The sequence below is a fragment of the Actinoplanes awajinensis subsp. mycoplanecinus genome (assembly GCF_001509495.1).
In the GTDB taxonomy this organism is placed as follows: Bacteria; Actinomycetota; Actinomycetes; order Mycobacteriales; family Micromonosporaceae; genus Actinoplanes; species Actinoplanes palleronii.
The window spans coordinates 138,606-161,669 of record NZ_LLZH01000121.1 but is presented as its reverse complement, the minus strand read 5'-3'; the positions used below and the strand labels follow the sequence as shown (position 1 = coordinate 161,669).

At 70.9% G+C, this 23,064-nt stretch carries 20 protein-coding genes; 8 read left to right on the top strand and 12 right to left on the bottom strand.

Annotated elements, in window-relative coordinates; genetic code table 11:
* Positions 1-76: 76 nt before the first annotated feature.
* Complete coding sequence (locus ADL15_RS15925) at positions 77-877, bottom strand: anti-sigma factor family protein (protein WP_067690691.1); 801 nt, start codon at positions 875-877, stop codon at positions 77-79.
* The gene (locus ADL15_RS15920) at positions 874-1,416 is read right to left on the bottom strand and encodes an RNA polymerase sigma factor (protein WP_067690688.1); all 543 of its coding nucleotides are present in this window, start codon (positions 1,414-1,416) and stop codon (positions 874-876) included. The genes ADL15_RS15925 and ADL15_RS15920 overlap by 4 nt, the downstream gene beginning before the upstream one ends.
* 85 nt (positions 1,417-1,501) lie before the next feature.
* On the opposite strand from ADL15_RS15920, the gene ADL15_RS15915 reads away from it, so the two are divergent.
* Positions 1,502-1,828 carry a TfoX/Sxy family protein gene (locus ADL15_RS15915; RefSeq protein WP_067690685.1) on the top strand — a complete coding sequence of 109 codons (327 nt, stop codon included), beginning with the start codon at positions 1,502-1,504 and terminating at the stop codon, positions 1,826-1,828.
* An 8-nt stretch (positions 1,829-1,836) separates the two neighbouring features.
* Here the strand turns inward: ADL15_RS15915 and ADL15_RS15910 are convergent, their stop codons facing one another.
* The 5 genes from ADL15_RS15910 to ADL15_RS15890 all read right to left on the bottom strand — a co-directional run bounded on the left by ADL15_RS15910 (position 1,837) and on the right by ADL15_RS15890 (position 7,356).
* Complete coding sequence (locus ADL15_RS15910; protein WP_067690682.1) at positions 1,837-2,631, bottom strand: sugar phosphate isomerase/epimerase family protein; 795 nt, start codon at positions 2,629-2,631, stop codon at positions 1,837-1,839.
* The gene (locus ADL15_RS15905) at positions 2,628-3,770 is read right to left on the bottom strand and encodes a dihydrodipicolinate synthase family protein (protein ID WP_067690679.1); all 1,143 of its coding nucleotides are present in this window, start codon (positions 3,768-3,770) and stop codon (positions 2,628-2,630) included. Before ADL15_RS15905 ends, ADL15_RS15910 begins: the two co-directional genes overlap by 4 nt.
* Before the next feature lies 1 nt (position 3,771).
* Positions 3,772-4,923 carry a Gfo/Idh/MocA family protein gene (locus tag ADL15_RS15900; protein WP_067690677.1) on the bottom strand — a complete coding sequence of 384 codons (1,152 nt, stop codon included), beginning with the start codon at positions 4,921-4,923 and terminating at the stop codon, positions 3,772-3,774.
* A gap of 423 nt (positions 4,924-5,346) precedes the next feature.
* Positions 5,347-6,474: a calcium-binding protein gene (locus tag ADL15_RS15895; RefSeq protein WP_067690675.1), complete on the bottom strand. Its 1,128-nt coding sequence runs from the start codon at positions 6,472-6,474 to the stop codon at positions 5,347-5,349.
* Between the two features lie 201 nt (positions 6,475-6,675).
* A complete protein-coding gene (locus tag ADL15_RS15890; RefSeq protein WP_067690672.1) occupies positions 6,676-7,356 on the bottom strand; it encodes a TetR/AcrR family transcriptional regulator in 681 nt (226 codons plus the stop codon).
* A 96-nt stretch (positions 7,357-7,452) separates the two neighbouring features.
* Here ADL15_RS15890 and ADL15_RS15885 point away from each other — a divergent pair, with 96 nt between their 5' ends.
* Both ADL15_RS15885 and ADL15_RS15880 read left to right on the top strand, forming a co-directional pair.
* Positions 7,453-8,886 carry an APC family permease gene (locus ADL15_RS15885; protein ID WP_067690669.1) on the top strand — a complete coding sequence of 478 codons (1,434 nt, stop codon included), beginning with the start codon at positions 7,453-7,455 and terminating at the stop codon, positions 8,884-8,886.
* Positions 8,883-10,514, top strand: a complete 1,632-nt coding sequence (locus tag ADL15_RS15880; protein WP_067690666.1) for an amidohydrolase — start codon at positions 8,883-8,885, stop codon at positions 10,512-10,514. The genes ADL15_RS15885 and ADL15_RS15880 overlap by 4 nt, the downstream gene beginning before the upstream one ends.
* Here the strand turns inward: ADL15_RS15880 and ADL15_RS15875 are convergent.
* On the bottom strand, positions 10,502-10,969 hold the full coding sequence (locus tag ADL15_RS15875) for a hypothetical protein (RefSeq protein ID WP_157441385.1): 468 nt from the start codon (positions 10,967-10,969) through the stop codon (positions 10,502-10,504). The two genes, ADL15_RS15880 and ADL15_RS15875, sit on opposite strands and share 13 nt — an antisense overlap.
* A 149-nt stretch (positions 10,970-11,118) precedes the next feature.
* On the opposite strand from ADL15_RS15875, the gene ADL15_RS15870 reads away from it, so the two are divergent.
* Both ADL15_RS15870 and ADL15_RS15865 read left to right on the top strand, forming a co-directional pair.
* Positions 11,119-11,460: a gamma-glutamylcyclotransferase family protein gene (locus ADL15_RS15870; protein WP_067690660.1), complete on the top strand. Its 342-nt coding sequence runs from the start codon at positions 11,119-11,121 to the stop codon at positions 11,458-11,460.
* Positions 11,461-11,695: 235 nt separating this feature from the next.
* Complete coding sequence (locus ADL15_RS15865) at positions 11,696-15,643, top strand: bifunctional nitrate reductase/sulfite reductase flavoprotein subunit alpha (RefSeq protein WP_067690657.1); 3,948 nt, start codon at positions 11,696-11,698, stop codon at positions 15,641-15,643.
* Here ADL15_RS15865 and ADL15_RS15860 read toward each other — a convergent pair.
* Complete coding sequence (locus ADL15_RS15860; protein WP_067690654.1) at positions 15,622-15,822, bottom strand: hypothetical protein; 201 nt, start codon at positions 15,820-15,822, stop codon at positions 15,622-15,624. The two genes, ADL15_RS15865 and ADL15_RS15860, sit on opposite strands and share 22 nt — an antisense overlap.
* Positions 15,823-16,031: 209 nt before the next feature.
* Here ADL15_RS15860 and ADL15_RS52940 point away from each other — a divergent pair, with 209 nt between their 5' ends.
* Entirely contained in the window at positions 16,032-17,732 is a 1,701-nt protein-coding gene (locus ADL15_RS52940) for a pectate lyase family protein (protein WP_198170797.1), read from the top strand.
* Between the two features lie 105 nt (positions 17,733-17,837).
* Here ADL15_RS52940 and ADL15_RS15850 read toward each other — a convergent pair whose 3' ends face one another.
* A complete protein-coding gene (locus ADL15_RS15850) occupies positions 17,838-19,106 on the bottom strand; it encodes a calcium-binding protein (RefSeq protein ID WP_157441384.1) in 1,269 nt (422 codons plus the stop codon).
* Between the two features lie 103 nt (positions 19,107-19,209).
* Here ADL15_RS15850 and ADL15_RS15845 point away from each other — a divergent pair, with 103 nt between their 5' ends.
* Together ADL15_RS15845 and ADL15_RS15840 are read left to right on the top strand one after the other, a co-directional pair.
* Entirely contained in the window at positions 19,210-19,869 is a 660-nt protein-coding gene (locus tag ADL15_RS15845; RefSeq protein WP_067690648.1) for a response regulator transcription factor, read from the top strand.
* Positions 19,866-20,939, top strand: coding sequence for a sensor histidine kinase (locus tag ADL15_RS15840; RefSeq protein ID WP_232344132.1), 1,074 nt, complete (start codon positions 19,866-19,868; stop codon positions 20,937-20,939). Before ADL15_RS15845 ends, ADL15_RS15840 begins: the two co-directional genes overlap by 4 nt.
* On the opposite strand, the gene alr is transcribed toward ADL15_RS15840, so the two are convergent.
* Positions 20,855-22,021, bottom strand: a complete 1,167-nt coding sequence (alr, locus tag ADL15_RS15835; protein WP_067690645.1) for an alanine racemase — start codon at positions 22,019-22,021, stop codon at positions 20,855-20,857. The two genes, ADL15_RS15840 and alr, sit on opposite strands and share 85 nt — an antisense overlap.
* Positions 22,018-23,052, bottom strand: coding sequence for a D-alanine--D-alanine ligase family protein (locus tag ADL15_RS15830; RefSeq protein ID WP_067690642.1), 1,035 nt, complete (start codon positions 23,050-23,052; stop codon positions 22,018-22,020). The genes alr and ADL15_RS15830 overlap by 4 nt, the downstream gene beginning before the upstream one ends.
* Between the last annotated feature and the right edge of the window lie 12 nt (positions 23,053-23,064).

The window sequence follows — 23,064 nt, the reverse complement described above, 5'->3', positions numbered from 1 at the left end:
GCTGTCGCCGGGAAGCGACAACCCGACGGCGCCGGGGAGGTTCAGGTGGCGCCGCCATCAGGCGGCGCGAGAGAGCTCAGTGGTGGCTGGACAGCCGCCGGAAACGGTCGGACCGGATCAGGGCGAACCCCGCGGACACCGCGATGACCAGCAGCCACAGGCCGGCGCTGCCCGCCTGGAGCACGCCCGGCAGGCGCAGATTGATCAGGGATGGCACTGCCACAGCGAGGCCCCATCCGGCCGCCAACCCGAGGGCCGCGCGGCGGACGCCGACGAAGACGCCGAGCGCGACGGTCACCGTGGTGAACGCCAGGCACGGCAGCAGTGCCAGGGCCAGCGACGCCCCGGTCCGGTCGCTGGCCAGCCCGAGCACCGGGATCACCACGGCCAGCACCGCAGCGGTACGCCGCAGCAGCAACGGCAGCCCGGCGGTCGGGGTGCCGGCGATCAGCTCCCAGGCCGGATCACTGCCCCGGCTCCACGCCACCGCCACACCGGGCAGCGGCGCGACCGGCGCCAGCAGCAGCACCAGCGACGGCAGGCTGGGCTGCAAGCCCTGGAGCAGCACCGCGCAGCCCAGTACCGCGATCGTCATGGTCAGCCACGGCACCAGCTGCCAGATCAGCCATCGGTGCCGGGCCGCCGACCAGGGCCGACGGCGGGCCGGAGCGGGTCCGGTCGTGACGCCCTCGTCCACACCGGCCGCCACCCGCTCGAGCAGCGCCCGCAGGTCGTCCGGCACGTCCGTGGTCAGCAGCGCTCGGCAGTCCGCGCAGTCCTCGAGGTGCACCTCGACCGACCAGACCGTGGCCTCGTCGAGAGCCGGGTCGCCGTCGGCGTACCGGGTGATCCAGGTGGGGTTCGGGTGTCCGGTCATGACAGCGCCTCCCGCAGAGCGAGCCGGGCCCGCCGCGCCCGGGTTTTCACGGTGCCCTCGGGCACTCCCAGCAGCAGCGACGTCTCCCGGACCGAGAGACCGTCGAGGACCATGGCGCGGAGCACCTGGCGCACGTCGTCGGGCAGCGTGAGCAGCGCCTGCTCCAGGTCGTGCCCGACCCGGCCGGCCATCACCTCGTCCTCGGCGGCCGGTGCGACAGTCGCGGCGAGTTGCACGGCCGGCAGGTCCTTCTGCCGGGCGCGCCGCCGGAACGCGTCGACGAGCCGGTTGGCCGCGATGGTCCACATCCAGCCGACCGCGCTGCCGGTGGTGGCCGACCCGGCGAAGTCGCCGGCCGCCCGCCACACCGCCAGATACGTCTCCTGCATCACGTCGGCGATCACGTCGTCGTCCGAGCAGCGCCGGCGCAGGCGGACGGCGAGCCACGGCGACGTGCGCCGATACAGCTCGTCGAACGCGTGCCGGTCACCGGCTGCGGTGCGGCGCACCAGCTCCGCCTCGTCCTGACTTGGTCTCACAACCAGCAAGACGACGGCAGATGACCTTCGGTTCTCCAGGAGGAGTGACGCGCATCACACGGTGGCTCTGCCGTACGTTGGCGGTATGGCCTTCGACGAGGGACTCGCGGAACGGATCCGGGACGCGTTCGCGGACGCGGACGGCGTGACCGACAAGCGGATGTTCGGCGGGATCACCTTCATGGTGCACGGCAACATGGCCGTCGGCGTGATGGGCGACGACCTGATCGTGCGGCTCGGCGCGGAGGCCGGCGAGGCCGCGCTCACCGAGCCGGGCACCCGGGTCTTCGACTTCACCGGCCGCCCGATGAAGAACTGGATCGTGGTCGACGGCGACCGCCTCGACGACGAGGAGCTGGCCCGGTGGCTGCGAGCCGGCGTCGACTTCGCCAGCTCGCTGCCACCAAAATAAAGACCCTTTTAAACCACTTTTCGGTACGAGGTGAGCGTCGCGTCCAGGATCTCCCGCCCGGGACGCTCCCACAGCTCGGCGTTCATCACCTCGACCTCGATCGGCCCCGTGTACCCGGCCTTCTCCACCGCGGCGTGGAACGCGGCCATGTCGATGCACCCGTCACCGGGCAGGCCACGGCCGGTCAGCACCCCCTGCGGCAGCGGGGTGACCCAGTCGGCCAGCTGGTAGATCGCGATCCGCTCGCCGGCCCGCGCGATCCGGTCCAGCACGGTGTCGTCCCACCACAGGTGGTACGTGTCGACGGTGACACCGACCTGCCCGACCGGGTGCTGCTCGGCGATCGCCATGGCCTGATCCCAGGTGCTGATCACGCAGCGGTCCGCGGCGTACATCGGGTGCAGCGGCTCGATCGCCAGGGTCACCCCGGCGGCGGCCGCGTGCGGCACCAGCTCGGCGATCGCGTCGGCGACGTGCTGCCGGGCGCCGGCCAGGTCCTTCGAGCCGGCCGGGAGCCCGCCGGAGACCAGCACCAGCACCTTGGTGTCCAGGGCGGCGGCCTCGTCGATGGCCCGGCGGTTGTCGTCGAACCAGTCCGGCGCCTGGAAGAAGCCGCTGCGGCAGAGCGTGGTCACCGACAGGCCGGCGTCCCGGACCAGGGCGGCGGAACGCTCCAGGCCGTACTCGGTGACCGGCTCACGCCAGAGCGCGACCTGGCCGACGCCGGCCTCGACACAGCCGGCGACCAGGTCCGGCAGGTCCCACAGCTTGGCGGTGATCTGATTGAAGGAGAAACGGCTCATCCGGCCATCACCTCGAAGAACCGGTTCGCCCGGTGGGCGGCCAGGTCCGGGTCAGTGAGCAGGCCGGCGGTGTCGGCGAGCTCGATCAGGGTGGCGAAGTGCGGCACCGAGCGACCCGACTGCAGGCCGCCGACCATGGTGAAGTGCCGCTGGTGACCGGCCAGCCAGGCGAGGAAGACGATGCCGGTCTTGTAGTAGAAGGTCGGCTTCTCGAAGATGTGCCGGGAGAGCGGGACGGTCGGCGCGAAGATCCGGTCGTACTCGGCCAGGTCACCGCGGTCCAGCGCGGCGAACGCGGCAGCGGCGGCCGGGGCGATCGCCGCGAAGATGCCGAGCAGCGCGTCCGAATAGCCCTGCTCGTCACCGCGGATCAGGTCGGGATAGTTGAAGTCGTCACCGGTGTAGAGCCGGACGCCGGCCGGGAGCCGGCGCCGCAGGCGGATCTCGTGGTCCGCGTCGAGCAGCGAGACCTTGACGCCGTCGACCTTGGCCGCGTTGCTGTTGATCAGCTCGAGCAGGGTCTCGGTCGCCTTGTCCACGTCGGACGAACCCCAGTAGCCCTCGAGCGCCGGGTCGAACGCGGTGCCGAGCCAGTGCAACACGACAGGTTTGTCGGACTTCTCCAGCAAGGGTCGGTAGATCGCCAGGTAGTCGTCGGCGTCGCGGGCGGTGGCGGCCAGGTGGCGGCTGCACATCAGCACCGGGACCGCACCCGCGGTGAGCACGTCGCTCAACTGCTCGGCGTAGGCCCGGCCGACCTGCTCGAGGGTGGCCGCGCCGGGCGCCAGCTGGTCGGTGGCGACCCCGGCCACGATGCGACCGCCCGCGGACCGGGCCTCGGCCGCGCTGCGCCGGATCAGTTCCCTGGTCGCGGCGTAGTCCAGGCCCATCCCGCGCTGCGCGGTGTCCATCGCCTCGGCGACACCGAGACCGTGCGACCACAGGTGATGGCGGAAGGCCAGCGTGGTCTCCCAGTCCAGGACAGCGGGCGCGCCCGGGGCGTTCTGCGCGCGCGGGTCGGCGACGACGTGCGCCGCCGCGTACGCAATCCGATTTTTGGGTGGATTTTTCGGTATTTCCCATGACTGCTGTCCGGAAAGGACCAGGTCACGGCCGTCGGGGAGGTGCACCGTGGCCATGTCAGGCGTTCCCCAGCTCGATGCGCCGGCCCTCGCGTGCCGACTGCAGACCGGCCTCGGCCAGCCGGACCCCGCGGGCACCGGACGCGAAGTCCCAGTGGAACGCCTCCCCGGCCACCACGTGCCGGAGGAACGCCTCCCACTGGACCTTGAAGCCGTTGTCGAACTCGTCGTTGTCCGGCACCTCGGCCCACTGGTCCCGGAACGACGCGCCGGTCAGCGGCAGATCCGGGTTCCAGACCGGCTTCGGCGTGGTGGCCCGGTGCTGGATCTTGCAGCCGCGCAGACCGGCCACGGCGCTGCCCAGCGTCCCGTCGACCTGGAACTCGACGAGCTCGTCCCGGTTCACCCGGACCGCCCACGACGAGTTGATCTGGGCGACGATGCCACCCTCGAGTTCGAAGATCGCGTACGCGGCGTCGTCGGCGTCCGCGGTGTACTCCTCGCCGCGCTCGTCCACCCGGCGCTCCACGTGCGTGGCGATCGTGGTCTGCACCCCGCGGACCGCGCCGAACAGCTCCTCCAGCACGTAGTTCCAGTGCGGGAACATGTCCATCACGATGCCGCCGCCGTCGGCCAGCCGGTAGTTCCAGCTCGGCCGCTGGGCGACCTGCCAGTCCCCCTCGAAGACCCAGTAGCCGAACTCGCCGCGCACCGACAGGATCCGGCCGAAGAACCCGCCGTCGATCAGCCGCTTCAGCTTGCGGAGTCCGGGCAGGAAGAGCTTGTCCTGTACGACGCCGCTGCGGATCCCGGCCGCGCCGGCCAGCTCGGCCAGCTCCTCGGCGGCCGCCGAACTCTCCGCGAGCGGCTTCTCCGTGTAGACGTGCTTGCCGGCGCCGATCGCCTGCCGGATCGCCTTCTCCCGCTGCTGGGTCACCTGCGCGTCGAAATAGATCTCCACGTCCGGCCGGGCCAGTGCGGCGTCCAGGTCGGTGGTCCACTCGGTGAGGCCGTGCCGCGCGGCGATTGCGGCGAGCTTGTCCGGGTCGCGGCCGACCAGGATCGGCTCGGGCCAGATGTGGCCGCCACCGGGCAGGGCCACGCCGCCCTGCTCACGGATGGCCAGCAGGGAACGGACCAGGTGCTGCCGATACCCCATCCGGCCGGTCACTCCGTTGAGCACAATGCCGATCGATCTGCGCGCTGCCATGTGCGGTTACCTCCGGGTGCTTTGGGAAAGCGCTTTCCTGCTGCTGGCAGCGTAGGACGCTGATCGGCCCGGAACAAGAGTCAATTCACACACCGCCGAACCACCCCCGCGAGCCGCCGCACAAACCCCCTGCGTGGAGCTTTCAACCGCAACTCCCCACGCAGGCAGCGCCCGACGACTGCGTGGGGACTTTCGGTGCGGAGCGAACCGCAACTCCCCACACAAGCAGCGCCCGACGCTTGCGTGGGGACTTTCGGCGCGGAGCGAACCGCAACTCCCCACACAAGCAGCGCCCGACGACTGCGTGGGGACTTTCGGTGCGGAGCGGACCGGAACTCCCCACGCAAGTGGCGGCTGGCGGGGTGGGAAGGGTGAATCCCGCGCTCGGTGGGAGCGCGGGATTCGTTGGGCGGTACTAAGGGGTCAGCGTTCGCAGTTGACGGCCACGTCCGGGGCGTAGGGGTGGCACTCGTCGCCGGCCACGCCGTTCGCGCCGCCGTCGAGGTGGTCCGCGGCGGCCCGGTCCTCGTAGCCGAAGAGCTGGTCGTCGCCGGCGTCGCCGTACAGGTAGTCGCGGCCCTCGCCGCCCTCCACCAGGTCGTTGCCGCCGCCGCCGCGCAGGATGTCGTCGCCGGGGCCGCCCTGGAGCTGGCCGGCGCTGTTGTTGCCGGTCAGGCGGTCGTTGCCGGTGCCACCGATCAGGGTCTCGACGTCGGTGCCCACGTTGTCGTGCTCACCGGACTGGCCGTCGTCGCCAACGCCGTCGGCGTCCGCCCAGACCGCCCGGGTCCGGCCGTAGTACGACACCGCGTCGGTACCGGCGCCGCCGAGCAGGACGTCGGCGTAGACCGCCGTGGAGGCGTCGTCGCCGTCCAGCCCGTCGTTGCCGGGGCCACCGTCGAGCCGGTCCTTGCCCCGGCCACCGGAGAGGCCGTCCTGGCCGTAACCGCCGTACAGCTTGTCGTTGCCGTCGACGCCCTCGAGCGAGTCGTTGCCGTTGCCGCCGTAGAGGGTGTCGTTGCCGGCCCAGCCGACCAGGGTGTCGTTGCCGTCACCGCCGGAAAGCGCGTCGTTGCCGGTGTCGGCGTCGAGGTGGTCGTTGCCGCCCATGCCGTAGAGCCGGTCGGCGCCGGACATCCCCCGCAGGGTGTCGCCGCGCGAGCCGCCGACGAGCTTGTCGTTGCCCGAGCCGCCCTCGGCGGTCATCGGCAGACCGGAGTTGTTCACCACCGAGTCGTTGCCGTCGTAGAGCCAGACGTTGACCCGGGTGAGGCCCTTGAGCGTGCAGCGGACCTTGGTCTTGTCACCCTTGACCGCCTTGCAGCCCTTGCCGGCCTTGACCGCGACCCGATCGTCGACGGTCACGGTGTTGCCGCTGCGGGTGATCACCACGCGGTTGGTCTGGCTGCCGCCGGCCACGTAGCGGACCTTGGTGCCGGAAATCGAGGCGACGCCGGCGGTGGCGGCCTGCGCGGGCGCGGCGAACGCGCCGATCGAAACAGTTGCGAGAAGGGCCGCGCCGAGACGGGCGGGCAGAAGAGAGTGAAGCACGTGGATCCTCCCCAAGGATCCGGGCGGCATCCATGCCGCACGGCGGCGTGATCATATCTTGGGTACGCCGTCCGTCAGCACCCTGAAAAAATCAACGCGGAGGCCAAAGGACCCCCGCGTTGAGTCAGCGTTCGCAGTTGACCACGATGTCCCCGGAGGCGCCGTTCGCGCCGCCGTCGAGGTGGTCCGCGGGCGGCAAGATCATATAGCCCGTGCCTGGCCCCCGGCGTTCCCGCGCGCCTCGACCGCGTCCAGGACCAGTTCGAGGGCCAGCTCGAACTGGTCCTCCCGGTCGACCTCGCTCAGGTGCTCGGCAACCCCGCGGATGTGCGGGTACCTGTCGGCGGGCAGCACCACGTACTCCCGGTCCCAGGCCAGGCCGTCCTGGCGCATCACGTCCAGCCCGACCGCGTGCACGTTCGCCTCGAAGGCCGTCCAGGCCAGCACGGTGTCGGCGACCACCCGGTACATGCTGGCCGCCGCCCGCCCGTTCAGCCCGGCCTGCTCCATCGCCCCGATGATCAGCTCCACGGTGCGGAACTCGGCCTCCTGGCGCAGCGTCCGGGTGGCCACCAGGGCCGCGACCCGGGGATGCGCAACGAACGCCCGGCGGGTGGCCCGGGACAGCGACATGATCCGCTCGCGCCAGCTCGGCTCGTCGTGGTCGACCTCAGCGAGGGCGTTCTCCAGCAGTTGCGCGCCGATCGCCAGCAGCAGCTCGTCCTTGTCCCGGAAGTGCCGCAGCACCGCGGTCGGCGCCACCCCGAGCGCCGGCCCGAGCCGCCGGAACGTCAGCGCGTCGGAACCCTCCGCCTCGGCCACCTCCATCGCCACCCGCACGATCTCGGCCCGGCTCAGCGTGCCCCGCTCCCTCTTCGCCATGGCCACATCCTAATGAAACAACGTTGTGAACACCGTTGACATCAGTGTTCAAATGTCGTTGCATCTGTGGCCAGGGCCACTCTGAGGAGCGCACGGATGAACACAGCCATGCCGAAGTCGCTCGGCGTCGTGGACGGCGTTGTCATCGCCGCGTCCAGCACCGCCGCCACCACCAGCATCGCGATCGGCACCGGGGTGCTGGCCGCGACCGTCGGTCACCAGGTGCCGATCCTGCTGATCCTGGCGTTCCTGCCGATGCTCGGCATCGCCGGCGCCTACGCCCGCCTGAACCGCTCCGAACCGAACTGCGGCACCGGATACACCTGGGTGGGCAGCACGCTCGGCCCGTGGCTGGGCTTCCTGGCCGGCTGGATCCCGATCGCCGGCACGGTGATCTTCCTGGCCTACACGACGGCGATCTGCGGCTCGCTGCTCATCCAGACCGCCGACAAGCTCGGCCTGCACGGCCTCGACCCGAACTCGACCGCCCAGTGCACCCTGGTCGGCCTGGTCATCCTGGTCGCGGTGACCTGGACCGCGATCCGCGGGGTCAGCCACGCCGCGAACTTCCAGAAGTACCTGCTGATCTTCGAGTACGCGGTCCTGATCGTCTTCTGCGGCTGGGGCATGATCGTCGGCGACCAGCCGTTCTCGTTCTCCTGGCTGAACCCGTTCGCCTTCGACTCGGTCACCTCGCTGGCGCAGGGCCTGGTCCTGGCGGTCTTCTTCTACTGGGGCTGGGACGCCGCGTTCAGCGTCACCGAGGAGACCCGCGACCCGGAGGACGCGGCCCGCGGCGGCTACATCGCGCTCTTCACCATGCTCGGCCTCTTCGTGCTCGGCTCGATCGCGTTCCAGCGGGTGCTGCCGGTCGGCGAGCTGGCCGAGAACGGCGCGCAGGGGCTCAGCTACTACGCCGCGAAGCTGGTCGGCGAGCCGTGGGCGTCGCTGCCGCTGCTGGCCCTGATGTTCTCGGCGATCGCGTCGGTGCAGTCCGGGGTGATCCCGACCGCCCGGCTGACCCTGGCGATGAGCCGGGACCGGACGCTCGGCCCGGCCTGGGCACGGCTCAACCCGCGCGGCGCCCCGGCCGCCGGCACCGTCGCGATCGCGGTGATCGCCGGGTTCGTCGCCCTGCTGGAGTTCGCCATTCCCACCCTCAACCAGGCGATCCTCGCCGCGGTCAACACCATCGGCCTGCTCGTGGCGATCTATTACGGACTGACCGCTGTCGCCTCCGCGGTCCGCTTCCGCGGACTCCTGCGGACAAACCCCGCCGAAGGCTTGCGGGCCGTCGTGGTCCCACTCCTTTCCGGTACGACGTTGCTCGCCCTCGGCGTCTACCTCGCCGGGTACTACGCGACACTCAGCGACGGGTTCGCCATCAGCGTCGACAACGGCTGGTTCAACCTGGCCGCGCCGGCACTCATCGTGCTGCTCGGCCTGGCCGCCGCCGCGGTCGCCAAGTGGCGCCGCCGTTCCCCCTATTTCGTCACCGCCGTCGCTGCCACTGCCGAGGAGACCGTATGACCACCGCTGACCTGCTCTTCACCGGTGGACCCGCGTTCACCGTCGACGCGGCCCGCACCCGGGCGACCGCGGTGGCCGTCAAGGACGGACGGATCCTGGCGGTCGGTCACGACCTGGACGAGCTGCGCGGCCCGGGCACCGAGGTCGTCGACCTGGCCGGCCGGCTGCTGATCCCCGGCTTCCAGGACGCGCACGTGCACGCGGTCTTCGGCGGCGTCGAGATGGGCGAGTGCGACCTGACCGGCACCACCGACCTGGACGAATACCTGTCCCGGGTGGCCGCCTACGCCGCCGCGCACCCGGACCAGGAGTGGATCACCGGCAGCGGCTGGTCGATGGAGAGCTTCCCGGGCGGCGTGCCGACCAAGGAGCTGCTCGACCGGGTCGTCCCGGACCGGCCGGTCTACCTGACCAACCGCGACCACCACGGCGCCTGGGTCAACTCGTTCGCCCTGGCGCGGGCCGGCCTCACCCGGGACACCCCGGACCCGGCCGACGGGGTGATCAACCGGGACGCCGGCGGGCACCCGGCCGGCGCCCTGCAGGAGGGCGCGGTCACCCTGGTCAACCACCTGATCCCGAAGACCACCCCGGCCGAGCTGGTGGCCGGGCTGCGCCGGTCGCAGGACCTGCTGCACTCGCTGGGCATCACCGGCTGGCAGGACGCCATGCTGCGCGGCTCGAACGGCTACCCGGACCCGGCCGACGCCTACCTGACCGCGGCCCGCGAGGGCTGGCTCACCGCGTCGGTGACCGGGGCGCTCTGGTGGGACCGGGACCGCGGCGGCGAGCAGATCCCGGAGCTGGTCGCACATCGTGCGCAGCTCACCCACGGCCGGCTGCGCTGCTCGACCGTGAAGATCATGCAGGACGGGGTGGCGGAGAACTTCACCGCCGCGATGACCGCGCCCTACCTGGACGCGTGCGGCTGCCCGACGCCGAACAGCGGGCTGAGCTTCGTCGAGCCGACCGCGCTGAACGGGTACGTCACCGAACTCGACGCGCTCGGCTTCCAGGTGCACTTCCACGCGCTCGGCGACCGGGCGGTCCGCGAGGCGCTGGACGCGATCGAGGCGGCCCGCGGCAAGAACGGGTTCCGGGACACCCGGCCGCACCTGGCCCACCTCCAGGTGGTGCACCCCGCCGACATCAACCGGTTCCGGCGGCTCGGCGCGACCGCGAACCTGCAGCCGCTGTGGGCCGCGCACGAGCCGCAGATGGACGAGCTGACCATTCCGTTCCTCGGGGTTGAGCGGGCCGGGTGGCAGTACCCGTTCGGTGACCTGCTGCGGGCCGGCGCGACCCTGGCGGCCGGCTCGGACTGGCCGGTGAGCAGCCCGAACCCGATCGAGGGCATCCACGTGGCGGTGAACCGGTCGGCGCCCGGCGAGGACGACGGGCGGGTGTTCCTGCCGGCGCAGCGACTGGACCTCGGAACGGCGCTGGCGGCCTACACGGCGGGTAGCGCGTACGTGAATCACCGGGACGACAGCGGCAGTATCCGTACCGGAAATGTCGCGGACCTGGTGGTGCTGGACCGCGACCCGTTCGACGGCCCGGCCGCGGAGATTTCCGCGACGAAGGTCGCGATGACCTTCGTCGGCGGCACGGCGGTCTATCGGTCCTGAGCGGCCACGACGGCCAGGCACTCGCGGCAGATGTCCGGACTGTTCCAGGTGGCGAAGATGTCCACCTCGGGCGGCTGGTCCGCCTCGTCCCCGTCCGCGAAGCCCATGACGGCGTAACGGCGGTACGGCAGCGGGGTGCCCGACACGGGCGCCCCGCACCGGGCCCGATCCGCCAGTTGCGATAAATGCCGCAATTCGTCGGCCACGCCACGGATCATCTCGTGGCTCTCCTGGACGCGCCACATCCAGTACGGCGAGAGCGGGCCGAGCACCATCGCCCGTCGCGGACAGTAAACGGCCGCCCAGTGACAGTCGTCCGGCGCGTGGCTGATCTCGACCGGGATCAGCTGATCGATCGGGGCACGCGGCGCCTCGGGAAATCTCGGCAGCGGGTCACCACAGATTGACTCTCGGTAGTGTTCCACGTGAAACATCGCATACAGCTCGGTCGACATCGCCCCAGAGACAGTGCTGTATGCGGCATATCTCGCGGTGCCGTCCGGGAAGCGGACAGTGGCCAACCAAGTACCCACAGCGACCCCCTCGGTCCCGTCACCCGAGACGCAGGCTAAACCGGCGAGGCAAAACCGGCAGGATCAGGGTCATGCCTCTGCTCTTCTCGTACGGCACCCTGCAGGAGTCCGCGGTTCAGCGGGCCAACTTCGGACGGGAGCTGGAGGGCCGGGCCGACACGTTGCCCGGTTACGCGGTGCGACTCCTGGAGATCACCGACCCGGAGGTCATCGCGATCAGCGGCGAGACCCGTCACCCGATCGTCGTGGAGACCGGCAGCGAGCACGACCGGATCCCCGGTGCGGTCTACGAGGTCTCCGAGGACGAGCTGCTCGCCGCGGACAAGTACGAGGTGGCCGACTACCACCGGGTACTGCTCTCGCTCAGCTCCGGCGTCCGCGCCTGGGTCTACGTGAGCGCCGCCGCCTACTGACCGCCCCGGCTGGCCCCCAGGGGTGCCTCCGGGCCGGCGAGACACCCCTGAGGACCAGCCGGGGGACCGCGACTGGACCGCGGGCGTTGCGCGGAGCGGTCAGGCGGGTCACAAGCGGTCGGCAGCCGTGGTGAGGTTCGGGTAACTCGTTGACGTAGGTGGGGGTGACCGGGCGGTAATCCCCGCTTCCTACCGTGGCCATGCGAGGACGACCCCGGACGGAAGGACTCCCCCTGTGGCCGCCGATGTCACCCAGGTGCGCACCGTCTGCGGCTACTGCGGCGTCGGCTGCGGCATCGTGCTCGACGTGGCCCGCGACCCGGACGGGCGCCGCCGCGTCCTCAAGGCGACCGGCGACAAGGCGCATCCGGCCAACCGCGGCCGGCTCTGCACCAAGGGCGCCACCAGCGCCGAGCTGTTGCAGGCCGAGGGGCGGCTGGGCTACGCCCTGGTCCGGCCGGAGCGCGGCGCCGAGCCGCAGAAGCAGAACCTGGACGAGGCGATCGCGGAGACCGGGCGCCGGCTGCGGGCGATCGTCGACGAGCACGGGCCGGACGCGTTCGCCATGTACGTCTCCGGCCAGATGACCCTGGAAGCCCAGTACCTGGCGAACAAGCTGGTCAAGGGCTACATCGGCACCAACAACATCGAGTCGAACTCGCGGCTCTGCATGGCCAGCGCGGGCACCGGCTACAAGCTGTCGCTGGGCGCCGACGGGCCGCCCGGGTCGTACGACGACCTGGACCACGCGGACGTCTTCTTCGTGATCGGCGCGAACATGGCGGACTGCCACCCGATCCTGTTCCTGCGGATGATGGAGCGGGTCAAGGCCGGCGCCAAGCTGATCGTGGTGGATCCGCGGCGCAGCGCCACCGCCGACAAGGCCGACCTGTTCCTGCAGATCCGGCCGGGCACCGATCTGGCCCTGCTCAACGGCCTGCTGCACCTCGTCGAGAAGGACGAGGAGTTCATCACGGCGTTCACCGAGGGCTGGGCCGCGATGCCGGAGCTGCTCGCGGACTACCCGCCGGACCGGGTGGCCGAGCTGACCGGGCTGGCAGAAGCGGACATCCGCACCGCCGCCGAGTGGATCAGCGACGCCCCGAACTGGGTCTCGCTGTGGACCATGGGGCTGAACCAGAGCACGCACGGCACCTGGAACACCAACGCGATCTGCAATCTGCACCTGGCGACCGGCGCGATCTGCCGTACCGGAAGTGGCCCGTTCTCGCTCACCGGGCAGCCGAACGCGATGGGCGGCCGGGAGATGGGCTACATGGGTCCGGGTCTGCCCGGCCAGCGATCGGTGCTGGTCCCGGCGGACCGCGAGTTCACTGAGCGGGTCTGGGACCTGCCCGGCGGCACCCTGCGCACCGACGTCGGCAAGGGCACCGTCGAGATGTTCGAGCAGATGGCCGCCGGGCGGATCAAGGCCTGCTGGATCGTCTGCACCAACCCGGTCGCCTCGGTCGGCAACCGGAAGACCGTGATCGCCGGGCTGGAGGCCGCCGAGCTGGTGATCACCCAGGACGCGTTCGCGGAGACCGAGACGAACGCGTACGCCGACATCGCGCTGCCGGCCGCGATGTGGTCCGAAACGGACGGCATCATGATCAACTCAGAGCGCAGTCTGACCCTGGTCCACCCGGTGGTGGACGCGCCGGACGAGGCGTTGCCGGACTGGTTGCTGATCGCCCGGGTCGCGGCCGCGATGGGCCACGCACAGGCCTTTTCGTACGGCAGCGCGTCCGAGATCCTCGACGAGATCAAGCAGTTCGCGAACCCGCAGACCGGTTATGACCTGCGCGGAGTGTCGTACGAAAGGCTCGAAGCGGGCCCGGTGCAGTGGCCGGCCGTGCCCGGTGGGCCGGACCGCAACCCGATTCGCTATCGCGCCGAAGGCGGTGGTTTCCGGTTCGCCACCGCGAGCGGCAAAGCGGTCTTCCACCCCCGCCCGCACCTGGACCCGGCCGAACTGCCGGACGACGACTTCCCGTTTGTGCTGAACACCGGCCGGCTGCAGCACCAGTGGCACACGATGACCAAGACCGGCAAGGTCGCCAAGCTCAACAAGCTGAACCCCGGCCCGTTCGTGGAGATCAACCCGGCGGACGCGGCGGCGCTCGGGGTGGCCGAGGGCGATCAGGTGGAGATCGCGTCGCGGCGGGGCCGGGCGGTGCTGCCCGCGGTGCTCACCGACCGGGTGCTGCCCGGGTCGTGCTTCGCGCCGTTCCACTGGAACGACCTGTTCGGCGAGTACGTCAGCGTCAACGCGGTGACCAGCGACGCGGTCGACCCGCTGAGCTTCCAGCCGGAGTTGAAGATCTGCGCCGTCAATCTCTCCAAGGTCGCCGTCCCGGCGCCGGTCGCCACCTCGGGCACCACGATCCACGACCTGCTCGGCCTGGACCCGGTGCCGCCCGCACTGACCGACCCGCAGCGCCGCTACCTGGCCGGATTCATCGCCGGGCTGCCACCGGGCCTGGCCGGCGCGCCCACCCTGCCGGGGAACGCCCCGTTCGACCCGGACACCGCGATGTGGGTGAACGGCCTGCTCGCCGGGGTCTTCACCACCGCGCCCGAGAAGGCCGTGGCCAGACCGCAGCCGGCCGGGCCACGGCTGCAGATCCTCTGGGCCTCACAGACCGGCAACGCGGAGGATTTCGCGCGCGGACTACAGAACCGCCTGGCCAAGACCGGTCACCAGATCTCGGTACGCGGCATGGACGGCGCCGCACCCGACCTGCTCGACCCGGACGCCGACCTGCTCGTGGTGACCAGCACGTTCGGTGACGGCGACGCCCCGGACAACGGCACCGCGTTCTGGCAGTCGCTGACCGGCGACGGCGCGCCCCGGCTGGACGGCCGCCGGTTCGCGGTGCTGGCCTTCGGCGACTCCAGTTACGACGACTTCTGCGGGCACGGCCGCCGCCTCGACGAACGGCTCGCCGAGCTGGGCGGCACCCGGCTCGCCCCGCGCGCCGACTGCGAGCCGGACTTCGAGGACACCGCCACCGACTGGCTGGAATCGGTCGTCTCGGCGCTGACCGCCCCGCCTCCGGTCGCACCGACCCGGGCCGCGCCGATGACCGCCCACCTGGTCGGCAACCAGCTGCTCAGCGAGCCCGGCTCGGCCAAGGAGGTCCGCCGGTTCACGTTCCACACCGGCGGGCGGCTGGACTACCGGGCCGGTGACGCGCTCGGCGTGTGGCCGGTCAACTGCCCGGACCTGGTCAGCGAGTGGCTGACCGTCACCGGCCTGGCCGCGGACGACGCCGTCGAGCTCGACCGGGTCGGCATGCTCCCGCTCGGCGAGGCGCTGGCCAAGCACCTGGACATCACCCGGATCACCAGCGACCTGCTCCGGTTCACCGCCGACCGCGGTGGGGACGCGCAGCTGCGCACGCTGTTGCGCCCGGACAACAAGGGTGAGCTGGCGAAGTGGTCCTGGGGGCGCCAAGCCGTCGACCTGATCGCCGAGCAGGGAGTGCGCGCGTCGGCGCAGGAGTGGGTCGGCGTGCTGAAGCGGTTGCAGCCCCGGCTGTATTCGATCAGCTCGACACCGCTCGTCGACCCGGATCAGGTGAGCCTGACCGTGTCGGTGGTGCGGTTCGACAGCCTGCTCGGGCGTACCCGGAAGGGTGTCTGCTCGACGCACCTGGCGGACGCCGGACCGGATCTCGAGGTGTCGTTGTTCGTGCAAAAGGCGCCGCACTTCCGGCCGCCGGCCGACCCGGCCACCGCGATGATCATGGTGGGGCCGGGCACCGGAGTGGCGCCGTTCCTCGGGTTCCTGCAGGAGCGGCAGGCGAGCGGCGCGTCCGGGGCGAACTGGCTGTTCTTCGGAGAGCAGCGCCAGGCGACCGATTTCTACTATGCCGAGGAGCTGGCGGCGCTGTCCGCGGCGGGCACGCTGACCCGCCTGGACCTGGCGTTCTCCCGGGATCAACGGGCCAAGGTCTATGTCCAGGACCGGATGCGGGAGCACGGCGCTCAGGTGTGGGCCTGGCTGACCGGCGGCGCGCACTTCTACGTCTGCGGCGACGCCAGCCGGATGGCGAAGGACGTCGACAGCGCCCTGCACGAGATCGCGGTCAACCACGGCCGGCTGAGCCCGGAGGCGGCCACCGCGTACCTGAAGCAGCTCGCCGCGGAGAAGCGTTACGTGCGGGACGTGTACTGAGCGCGGTTCAGCGCCATCCCGGCCAGCCCGCAGCAAGCGGTCAGCCAGCTGAGCGGCAGCAGCAGGTAGACCGCGTCGCCGACGATTCCGGAGAGCAGACCGCTCAGGATCAGCAGGGCCGCGCCGATGAAGACGAGAGCGGCGACTGCCACCGTCCGATGCAGGGCGTGCGTAGGCATGGGAACTCCTGGGCTCGGCAGCGGGATGGGCTGGAAGCGTCCCCTATCCCCGCGAATCAGGACAACCGCCATCCGGGCTGAGTGAGCGCCCGTTACGACGTGACGGCGATCACAGTCATGTCAGGCAACGGATCTTGGCGGTCGGCGCCACCTCCCCCATGAGGCGACCTTCCCCCACCCCGCCTCGCTCCGAAGCGGAAGGAACACCCATGAACAGCGCCGAAGACAGCGCGAACAAGCCGAGTCGCCGGAAGCGGAAAGTCGTGCTGGCGACCGGCATGGCCGTGGTCGTCGCCGGGCTCGGCACGGTGGCCGGTGTGTCGTTCGCCGACGCCGACACCGCGACCGCCGCCGGGTTCTCCGACAACTTCGAGGACGGTGACACCGCCGGCTGGACCAAGTCGGGTGGTGACTGGTCGGTCGTCAGCGACGGCAGCAAGGTGCTCAAGCAGGGCAAGTCCGGTGCGACGCTGGCCCGGCAGTTCGCCGGCGACACCAGCTGGACCGACTACACCGTGCAGGCCCGGGTCGAGCCGCTCGCCGTCGCCACCGGCGGGTACGCCGCGCTCGTGGCCCGCTCGACCAGCTCGACGAGCTTCTACCGGCTCGCGCTGACCGGCACGAACAAGGTGCGCCTGGAGTCGGTGAAGTCCGGCTCGGCCACCGTCCTCGGCGAGGCGGCGCTGACCGTCAAGGCCGGCGAGTCGTACACGCTGGCACTGAAGGTCAGCGGGAGCACGCTGAGCGGTTCGGTGAACGGGGCCTCGATCCTGTCCGCGACCGCTACCGCGTTCGGCAAGGGCCGGGTCGGCGTGCAGACCTACGACGCCACCGCCGAGTTCGACGACGTGCTGGTGAGCACCGGCGGGGCCGCCGCGACCAGCGCACCGACCACCGCGCCGACGACCACGGCTCCGACCGCCTCGGCGACCGCGACCGCCGCACCCACGAAGACCGCGACCACGAGTCCGACCGCGACCACGTCGGCATCCGCGTCGGCGACGAGTGGAGGCAGCGGCACCAGCACCACGTTCGAGACCAGCCCGATCGGCTTCGGCGAGGGCACCACCGGTGGCGCCGGCGGCGCCACCGTGAAGATCACCTCGCTGTCCCAGCTGGTCACCGAGGCCGCCTCGGACGGCGCGAAGATCCTGCAGCTCTCCAGCGTCCTGCAGGGCAGCGGTGCCGACGAGGTGGTGGTCTCCTCGAACAAGACCATCGTGGGTGTCGGTGCGAACGCCGGCCTGACCGGTGCGGGCTTCTTCATCAAAAAGGCCAGCAACGTCATCATCCGCAACCTGAAGATCTCGTTCGCGCAGGCGCCGACCGACCTGATCGCGGCGCAGAAGTCGGACCACATCTGGATCGACCACAACGAGCTCTTCAACGACACCAGCCACGACAAGGACTTCTACGACGGCATGGTGGACCTGACCCATGCCACCGACTTCGTCACGGTCTCCTGGAACTACCTGCACGACCACTTCAAGGGCTCGCTCGTCGGCCACTCGGACAGCAACGCCGCCGAGGACACCGGCCACCTGCGGATCACCTACAGCCACAACTGGTTCGACAACGTGGCGTCCCGGCTGCCGCGCCTGCGCTTCGGCACCGTGCACCTCTACAACAACCTGTTCACCAACGCCAAGACCAGCGGCATCCACTGCCTGATGGACGCGCAGTGCCTGGTGCAGAACAACGTCTTCGTCGACGTCAAGCTGCCGGTCTGGACCACCGAGGACTCCGACAAGGACGGCTTCGCGGTCATCTCCGGCAACGACTTCGGCGGTGAGGCCCCGGTGATCACGCAGACCGGCACGTTCACCAAGGCGCCGTACTCGGTCACGCTGGACCAGACGTCCGCGGTCTCCGCACTGGTCAAGGCCGGTATCGGCACCGGCAAGATCTGACACTCGCCGCACTCCAGGCGCCCGGTCCGCTCACGGCGGCCGGGCGCCTTCGGCGTTTTTTCGTACGTACGAAAAGCGCCCTGACGACGCCGCAGCCCGCTCCGGTTACGACCAGATCTGCTGGTGTTCGCAGCTGACCAGGGTGTCGGTGGAGGTGTAGAGGCAGGAGTCGCCGGCGGTGGTGGCGTTGGCGCCGCCGTCGAGCAGGTCGGCGGCGAACGGGCCGGACACCTCGAAGCCGTTCAGCGAGTCGTCGCCGGCCTCGCCGTAGAGCTTGTCGCGGCCGTCGGAGCCGTCCAGCTCGTCGTTGCCGCCGCCACCGAAGATGACGTCGTCACCCTCCATGCCGTTGATGAAGTTGGCCGCGCCGTTGCCGGTGAGCCGGTCGTTGCCCTGGCCGCCGTAGATGCGCTCGACGTCGGCGCCGACCGTGTCCCGCTCACCGGCCTGCCCGTCGTCACCGGTGACGCCGTCCAGGTCGACGGTGACCGCCCTGGTGTGGTGGTTGTACTCGACCGTGTCGACGCCCGGGCCACCGAGCAGCACGTCCGCGCCGATCAGGCCCTGCCGCTGGTCGTCGCCGGTCAGGTCGTCGTTGCCGGCGCCACCCTCGAGGCGGTCGCTGCCCGACTCACCGAGCAGCCAGTCGCTGCCGTTGCCGCCGTACGCCCGGTCGTTGCCGGAGCCGCCGAGGAAACCGTCGTCGCCGTTGCCGCCGGAGAACACGTCGGCGCCGTCCCCGCCGTCGGCCCAGTCGGTGCCGTCCTCGCCGGAGAACCGGTCGTTGCCCCGGTCGCCGTAGAACCGGTCGTTGCCGGCGCCGCCGTACGCGGTGTCGTTGCCCCAGTCGCCGAGGATCGTGTCGTTCCCCGCGCCGCCGTAGAGCAGGTCGTTCTCGAACGAGCCGTTGAGCCGGTCGTTGCCGCCGCCGCCGTAGAGCTTGTCGGCGCCGTGGCCGCCGTCGATCGAGTCGCCCTTGGTGCCGCCGTAGATCCGGTCGTTGCCGTCGTCACCGTAGGCGACCATCGGCACGTCGGAACGGTTGGACAGCACGTCGTTGCCGGCGTACAGGTTCACCGACACCCGGGTCGGCGTCGCTGCCGTGCTGCACCGGACCTTGGTCTTGTCGCCCTTGACCTGCTTGCAGCCCTTGCCCGGCTTGATCAGCTTCTTGTCGTCAATCGTGATCGTCCGGCCACTGCGCGTTATGATGACGCTGTTCGCGCCGGTGTAGGCCGCCTTGTATCGCACCTTGGAGCCACTCACCGTGGCGATGCCGACGCTGCCTTCCGCGGCCTCAGCGGGCCCGGCGAAAACAGCGGCAGCAGCAGTGGTGACACCCAGGGCCAGTAAGAGCCTCGGAACGCGTCGCAAGTGGATCCTCCCCCGTCGAGTCCGAGGATCATAAATGGTCGGCGGCCCGGTTGGGCACCGGTCGTTATGGTGACGGCCGGATCTCCGGGAAGGCGGGCAGGACGTGCGGATTCTGATGGCCGATGACGAGCGGACGCTCGCCGACACGGTCGCCGACGGGCTGCGGCAGTTCGCGATGGCGGTGGATGTCGTCTACGACGGCACGAACGCACTGGAGCGGATCAGCACGCACCGCTACGACGTGGCGATCCTGGACCGGGACATGCCCGGCCTGACCGGTGACGAGGTCTGTGTCCGGGCCGTCGACCAGGGCATCGACACCCGGTTGCTGCTGCTGACCGCGGCCGCCGGGATCCGCGACCGGGTCGAGGGGCTCGGGCTGGGCGCCGACGACTACCTGACCAAGCCGTTCGCGTTCGCCGAGCTGGTGGCCCGGGTGCAGGCGCTGGCCCGGCGCTCCGCGGCGCCGCTGAAGCCGGTGCTGGAGCAGGACGGCGTGGTGCTGGACACGGTCCGGCACTTCGCCGCGCGGGACGGCCTGACGCTGGCCCTGACGCCGAAGGAGTTCGCCGTGCTGCGGGTGCTGCTGCGCGCCGGCGGGCAGGTGGTCAGCGCCGAGGAGCTGTTGGAACAGGCCTGGGACGAGAACGCCGACCCGTTCACCAACTCGGTCCGCGTCACGATCATGACGTTGCGCAAGAAGCTCGGCGAGCCGGCGGTCATCCACACCGTGCCGCGCGTGGGCTATCGGCTGGGCCAGTGAAGTCCCAGTCGCCGGCCCGGCGGATCATGGTGGTCTGCACCGCGGCGTTCCTGTTCGGGGTGGTCGTCGTCTGGCTGAGCGACGTCCTGCTGTTCTGGCTGAGCCTGGTCGGCGAACAGATCTGCGGGCCGGCCGGCGCCCGTGGTGAGCTCTGCCAGGTCATGGCCATCCGCACCGATCTGCAGTTCGTGGTACTCGTCGGCTTGATCGCGGTGGTCCTGCCGTTCGGCGCCCGGTGGGCGGTCCGGTGGTGCCTGCGGCCGATCCGCGAGCTGGAGCCGGTGATCGCCAGCGTCGGCCCGCAGAACCTGGGCTACCGGATCAACGCCGGGACCGGCAACACCGAGATCACCGTGCTGGCCCGGGCCATCGACGAGATGATGGACCGGATCGCGATGGGTTACGAGGCGCAGCGGCACTTCGCCGCGAACGCCTCGCACGAGCTGCGCACCCCGCTCGCCGTGCAGCGCACCCTGATCGAGGTGGGCCTGGCCCGGGCCACCACCCCGGAGAAGCTCGACCTGGTCACCGCGCAGCTGCTGGAGAGCAACGAGCGCAACGAGCGGCTGATCGAGGGTCTGCTGGTGCTCAGCGAGAGCGACCGCGGGCTGGTCACCAAGATCCCGCTACGGCTCGACGAGATCACCGAGACCGTCCTGGCCGACCACGAGGTACGGGCCGCCGAGGCCGGCCTGACCATCAACCGGAAACTCACGCCCCGGGTGGTGCTCGGTGAACGGGTGCTGCTCGAGCGGCTGATCATCAACCTGGTGCAGAACGCCATCAAGTACAACCGGCCGGGCGGCTCGATCGACGTCGAGATCGGCGACCAGCCCGCGCTGACCGTCACCAACACCGGCGACGACGTGCCGCCCGAGGCGGTCTCCGGACTGTTCGAGCCGTTCCGCCGGCTGGGCGGCACCCGGATCGACCACAGTGGCGGGTCCGGCCTGGGCCTGACCATCGCCCGGTCGATCTGCCGGGCTCACGACGGTGCCATCAGCGCGCACTCCTCCGGGCGGGACGGGCTCCGGGTGGAGATCGTCTTCCCGGCCGAACGGCCGCGGTAGCAGCGCGGCACCCGGCCGCCGATCCCGGTGAGGATCTCGTGCGGGTTGGTGTCCGCCCAGGCCGCCCACTCGTCCACCGACGGGCCGCCGGCGCCGAAGAGCACCACCCGGTCGCCGGCGCTGACCGGCAGGTCACCCACGTCCACCACGACCTGGTCCATGGCGACCCGGCCGACGATCGGGCGGCGGACGCCGTGCACGGTGACCTCGGCCCGGCCGGTGACCCGCCGGGGCACGCCGTCCGCGTAACCGGCCGGGACCAGGGCGAGCGTGGTCTCCCGCTCGACCACGTGGTCGTGGCCGTAGGAGACCCCGGTGCCCGGCGCGACCCGCTTGGTCAGGATCACTGTGGACTCCAGGGTCATCGCGGGGCGCAGGCCGAAGGAGCGACCGGGGACCGGCTCGATGCCGTACAGGGCGATTCCTGGCCGTACCAAATCGAACCTCGCCTGCGGCAGTTGCAGGGCCGCCGCGGAGTTCGCGAGATGGATCAGCGGTCCGGTGAAACCGGCCGCGGCGGCCTCGGCCCGCGCGTGACCGAAATCGAGCAGCTGCCGGTGCAGTCCGGGGTCCGCCGGGTCCTCCGCGGTGGCCAGGTGCGACCACAGGCCGCGCACCGTGATCAGGCCCGCGGCCTGCATTTTCCCGGCGATGGTGAGCAGGTGCGGCCAGTCCCCGGCGGTCGCGCCGGCCCGGGACAGCCCGGTGTCCGCCTTGAGATGCACCGCCGCGGCACGGCCCAGCCGGCCCGCGGTCCGGCCCAGCGCCTCGAGCGCCCGGGCCGAGCTCACCGAGATGTCGACGCCGGCGAGCAGGGCCTCGTCCAGCACGTCGTCCGGGGTGTAGAGCCACATCAGGATCGGCGCACCGATCCCCGCCTCGCGCAGCTCCATCGCCTCGCGCAGCGAGGTCACGCCGAGCCAGGACGCGCCGTGTGCGAGCGCGGCGCGGGCCACCGGCACACTGCCGTGACCGAATCCGTTCGCCTTGACCACGGCCATGACCTGTGCCCGGCCGGCCGCTCCGGCCAGCACCCTGGTGTTGTGCCCGATCGCGTCCAGGTCGACGATCGCCCGGGTCATCGTTCGGTCGACGCGGCGGTGCTCACCAGCTGATCGAGCAGGTCGGGGTAGGAGAGCCCGGCGGACCGCCAGATCTGCGGGAACTGCGACAGCTCGGTCAGGCCCGGCAGCGTGTTGACCTCGTTCATCACCACCACGGCGGCCCCGTCGACCTCGGTCAGGAAGAAGTCCACCCGCAGCAGGCCGGCGCAGCCGAGCGCCTCGAACACCCGGCGGGCGGTGTCCTCGAGCAGGTCCCGGTGCTCCGGCTTGAGGTCGGCCGGGATGGTGAACGCGGCCGCGCCGGGCGTGTACTTCGCGTCGAAGTCGAAGAAGGACGCCGAGTGGTTGATCTCCAGGGCCGGGCCGACCTCGATCGTCCGGTCCGGGCGCTGCAACACCGCCATGTCCACCTCGCGGCCCAGCACCGCCGCCTCCACCAGGACTTTGGTGTCGTGCTTGCGGGCCAGCGCGATCGCCTCGGCCAGGTCGTCCCAGTCGTCGACGCGGGAGACGCCGACGCTGGAGCCGCTGCGGGCCGGCTTGACGAAGACCGGCAGGCCGAGCCGGTCCCGGTCGGCGGGCGTGACCTGCTCCTCGCCGCGCAGCACCACACCGTCGGCCACCGGGATGCCCTCGGCCGCCACGATCGTCTTGGTGAACGCCTTGTCCATCGCGGTGGCGCTGGCCAGGACGCCGCTGCCGACGTACGGAATCCGGGCCATCTCGAGGACCGCCTGCAGGGTGCCGTCCTCGCCGAACGGGCCGTGCAGCACCGGAAAGACGACGTCAACGCCGCGCAGCGCGGCGAGCGCGTCGAGGATGCTCACCAGCGAGGTCTGGCCGGTGGGCTCGGCCGGGAAGACCGGCTCCGCGCCGTCCGTGCCGACCTGCCAGCGGCCGGCGCGTGAGATCCGGATCGGCACCACCTGGTAGCGGTCCCGGTCGAGGAAGCGGAAGACCGAGGACGCCGAGCGGCAGGACACGTCGTGCTCCGCGCTACGTCCGCCGAAGATCACCGCGACCCGGATCTTGTCTGCGGAATTGTGCATGGCGGACATCCT

Coding starts and splice junctions, on each gene's coding strand:
- ADL15_RS52940 (WP_198170797.1), top strand. CDS start 16,032: ATGAACAGCGCCGAAGACAGCGCGAACAAGCCGAGTCGCCGGAAGCGG.
- ADL15_RS15860 (WP_067690654.1), bottom strand. CDS start 15,822: ATGCCTACGCACGCCCTGCATCGGACGGTGGCAGTCGCCGCTCTCGTC.
- ADL15_RS15905 (WP_067690679.1), bottom strand. CDS start 3,770: ATGGCCACGGTGCACCTCCCCGACGGCCGTGACCTGGTCCTTTCCGGA.
- ADL15_RS15830 (WP_067690642.1), bottom strand. CDS start 23,052: ATGCACAATTCCGCAGACAAGATCCGGGTCGCGGTGATCTTCGGCGGA.
- ADL15_RS15870 (WP_067690660.1), top strand. CDS start 11,119: ATGCCTCTGCTCTTCTCGTACGGCACCCTGCAGGAGTCCGCGGTTCAG.
- ADL15_RS15875 (WP_157441385.1), bottom strand. CDS start 10,969: ATGTCGACCGAGCTGTATGCGATGTTTCACGTGGAACACTACCGAGAG.
- ADL15_RS15880 (WP_067690666.1), top strand. CDS start 8,883: ATGACCACCGCTGACCTGCTCTTCACCGGTGGACCCGCGTTCACCGTC.
- ADL15_RS15900 (WP_067690677.1), bottom strand. CDS start 4,923: ATGGCAGCGCGCAGATCGATCGGCATTGTGCTCAACGGAGTGACCGGC.
- ADL15_RS15890 (WP_067690672.1), bottom strand. CDS start 7,356: ATGGCGAAGAGGGAGCGGGGCACGCTGAGCCGGGCCGAGATCGTGCGG.
- ADL15_RS15885 (WP_067690669.1), top strand. CDS start 7,453: ATGAACACAGCCATGCCGAAGTCGCTCGGCGTCGTGGACGGCGTTGTC.
- ADL15_RS15910 (WP_067690682.1), bottom strand. CDS start 2,631: ATGAGCCGTTTCTCCTTCAATCAGATCACCGCCAAGCTGTGGGACCTG.
- ADL15_RS15925 (WP_067690691.1), bottom strand. CDS start 877: ATGACCGGACACCCGAACCCCACCTGGATCACCCGGTACGCCGACGGC.
- ADL15_RS15915 (WP_067690685.1), top strand. CDS start 1,502: ATGGCCTTCGACGAGGGACTCGCGGAACGGATCCGGGACGCGTTCGCG.
- alr (WP_067690645.1), bottom strand. CDS start 22,021: ATGACCCGGGCGATCGTCGACCTGGACGCGATCGGGCACAACACCAGG.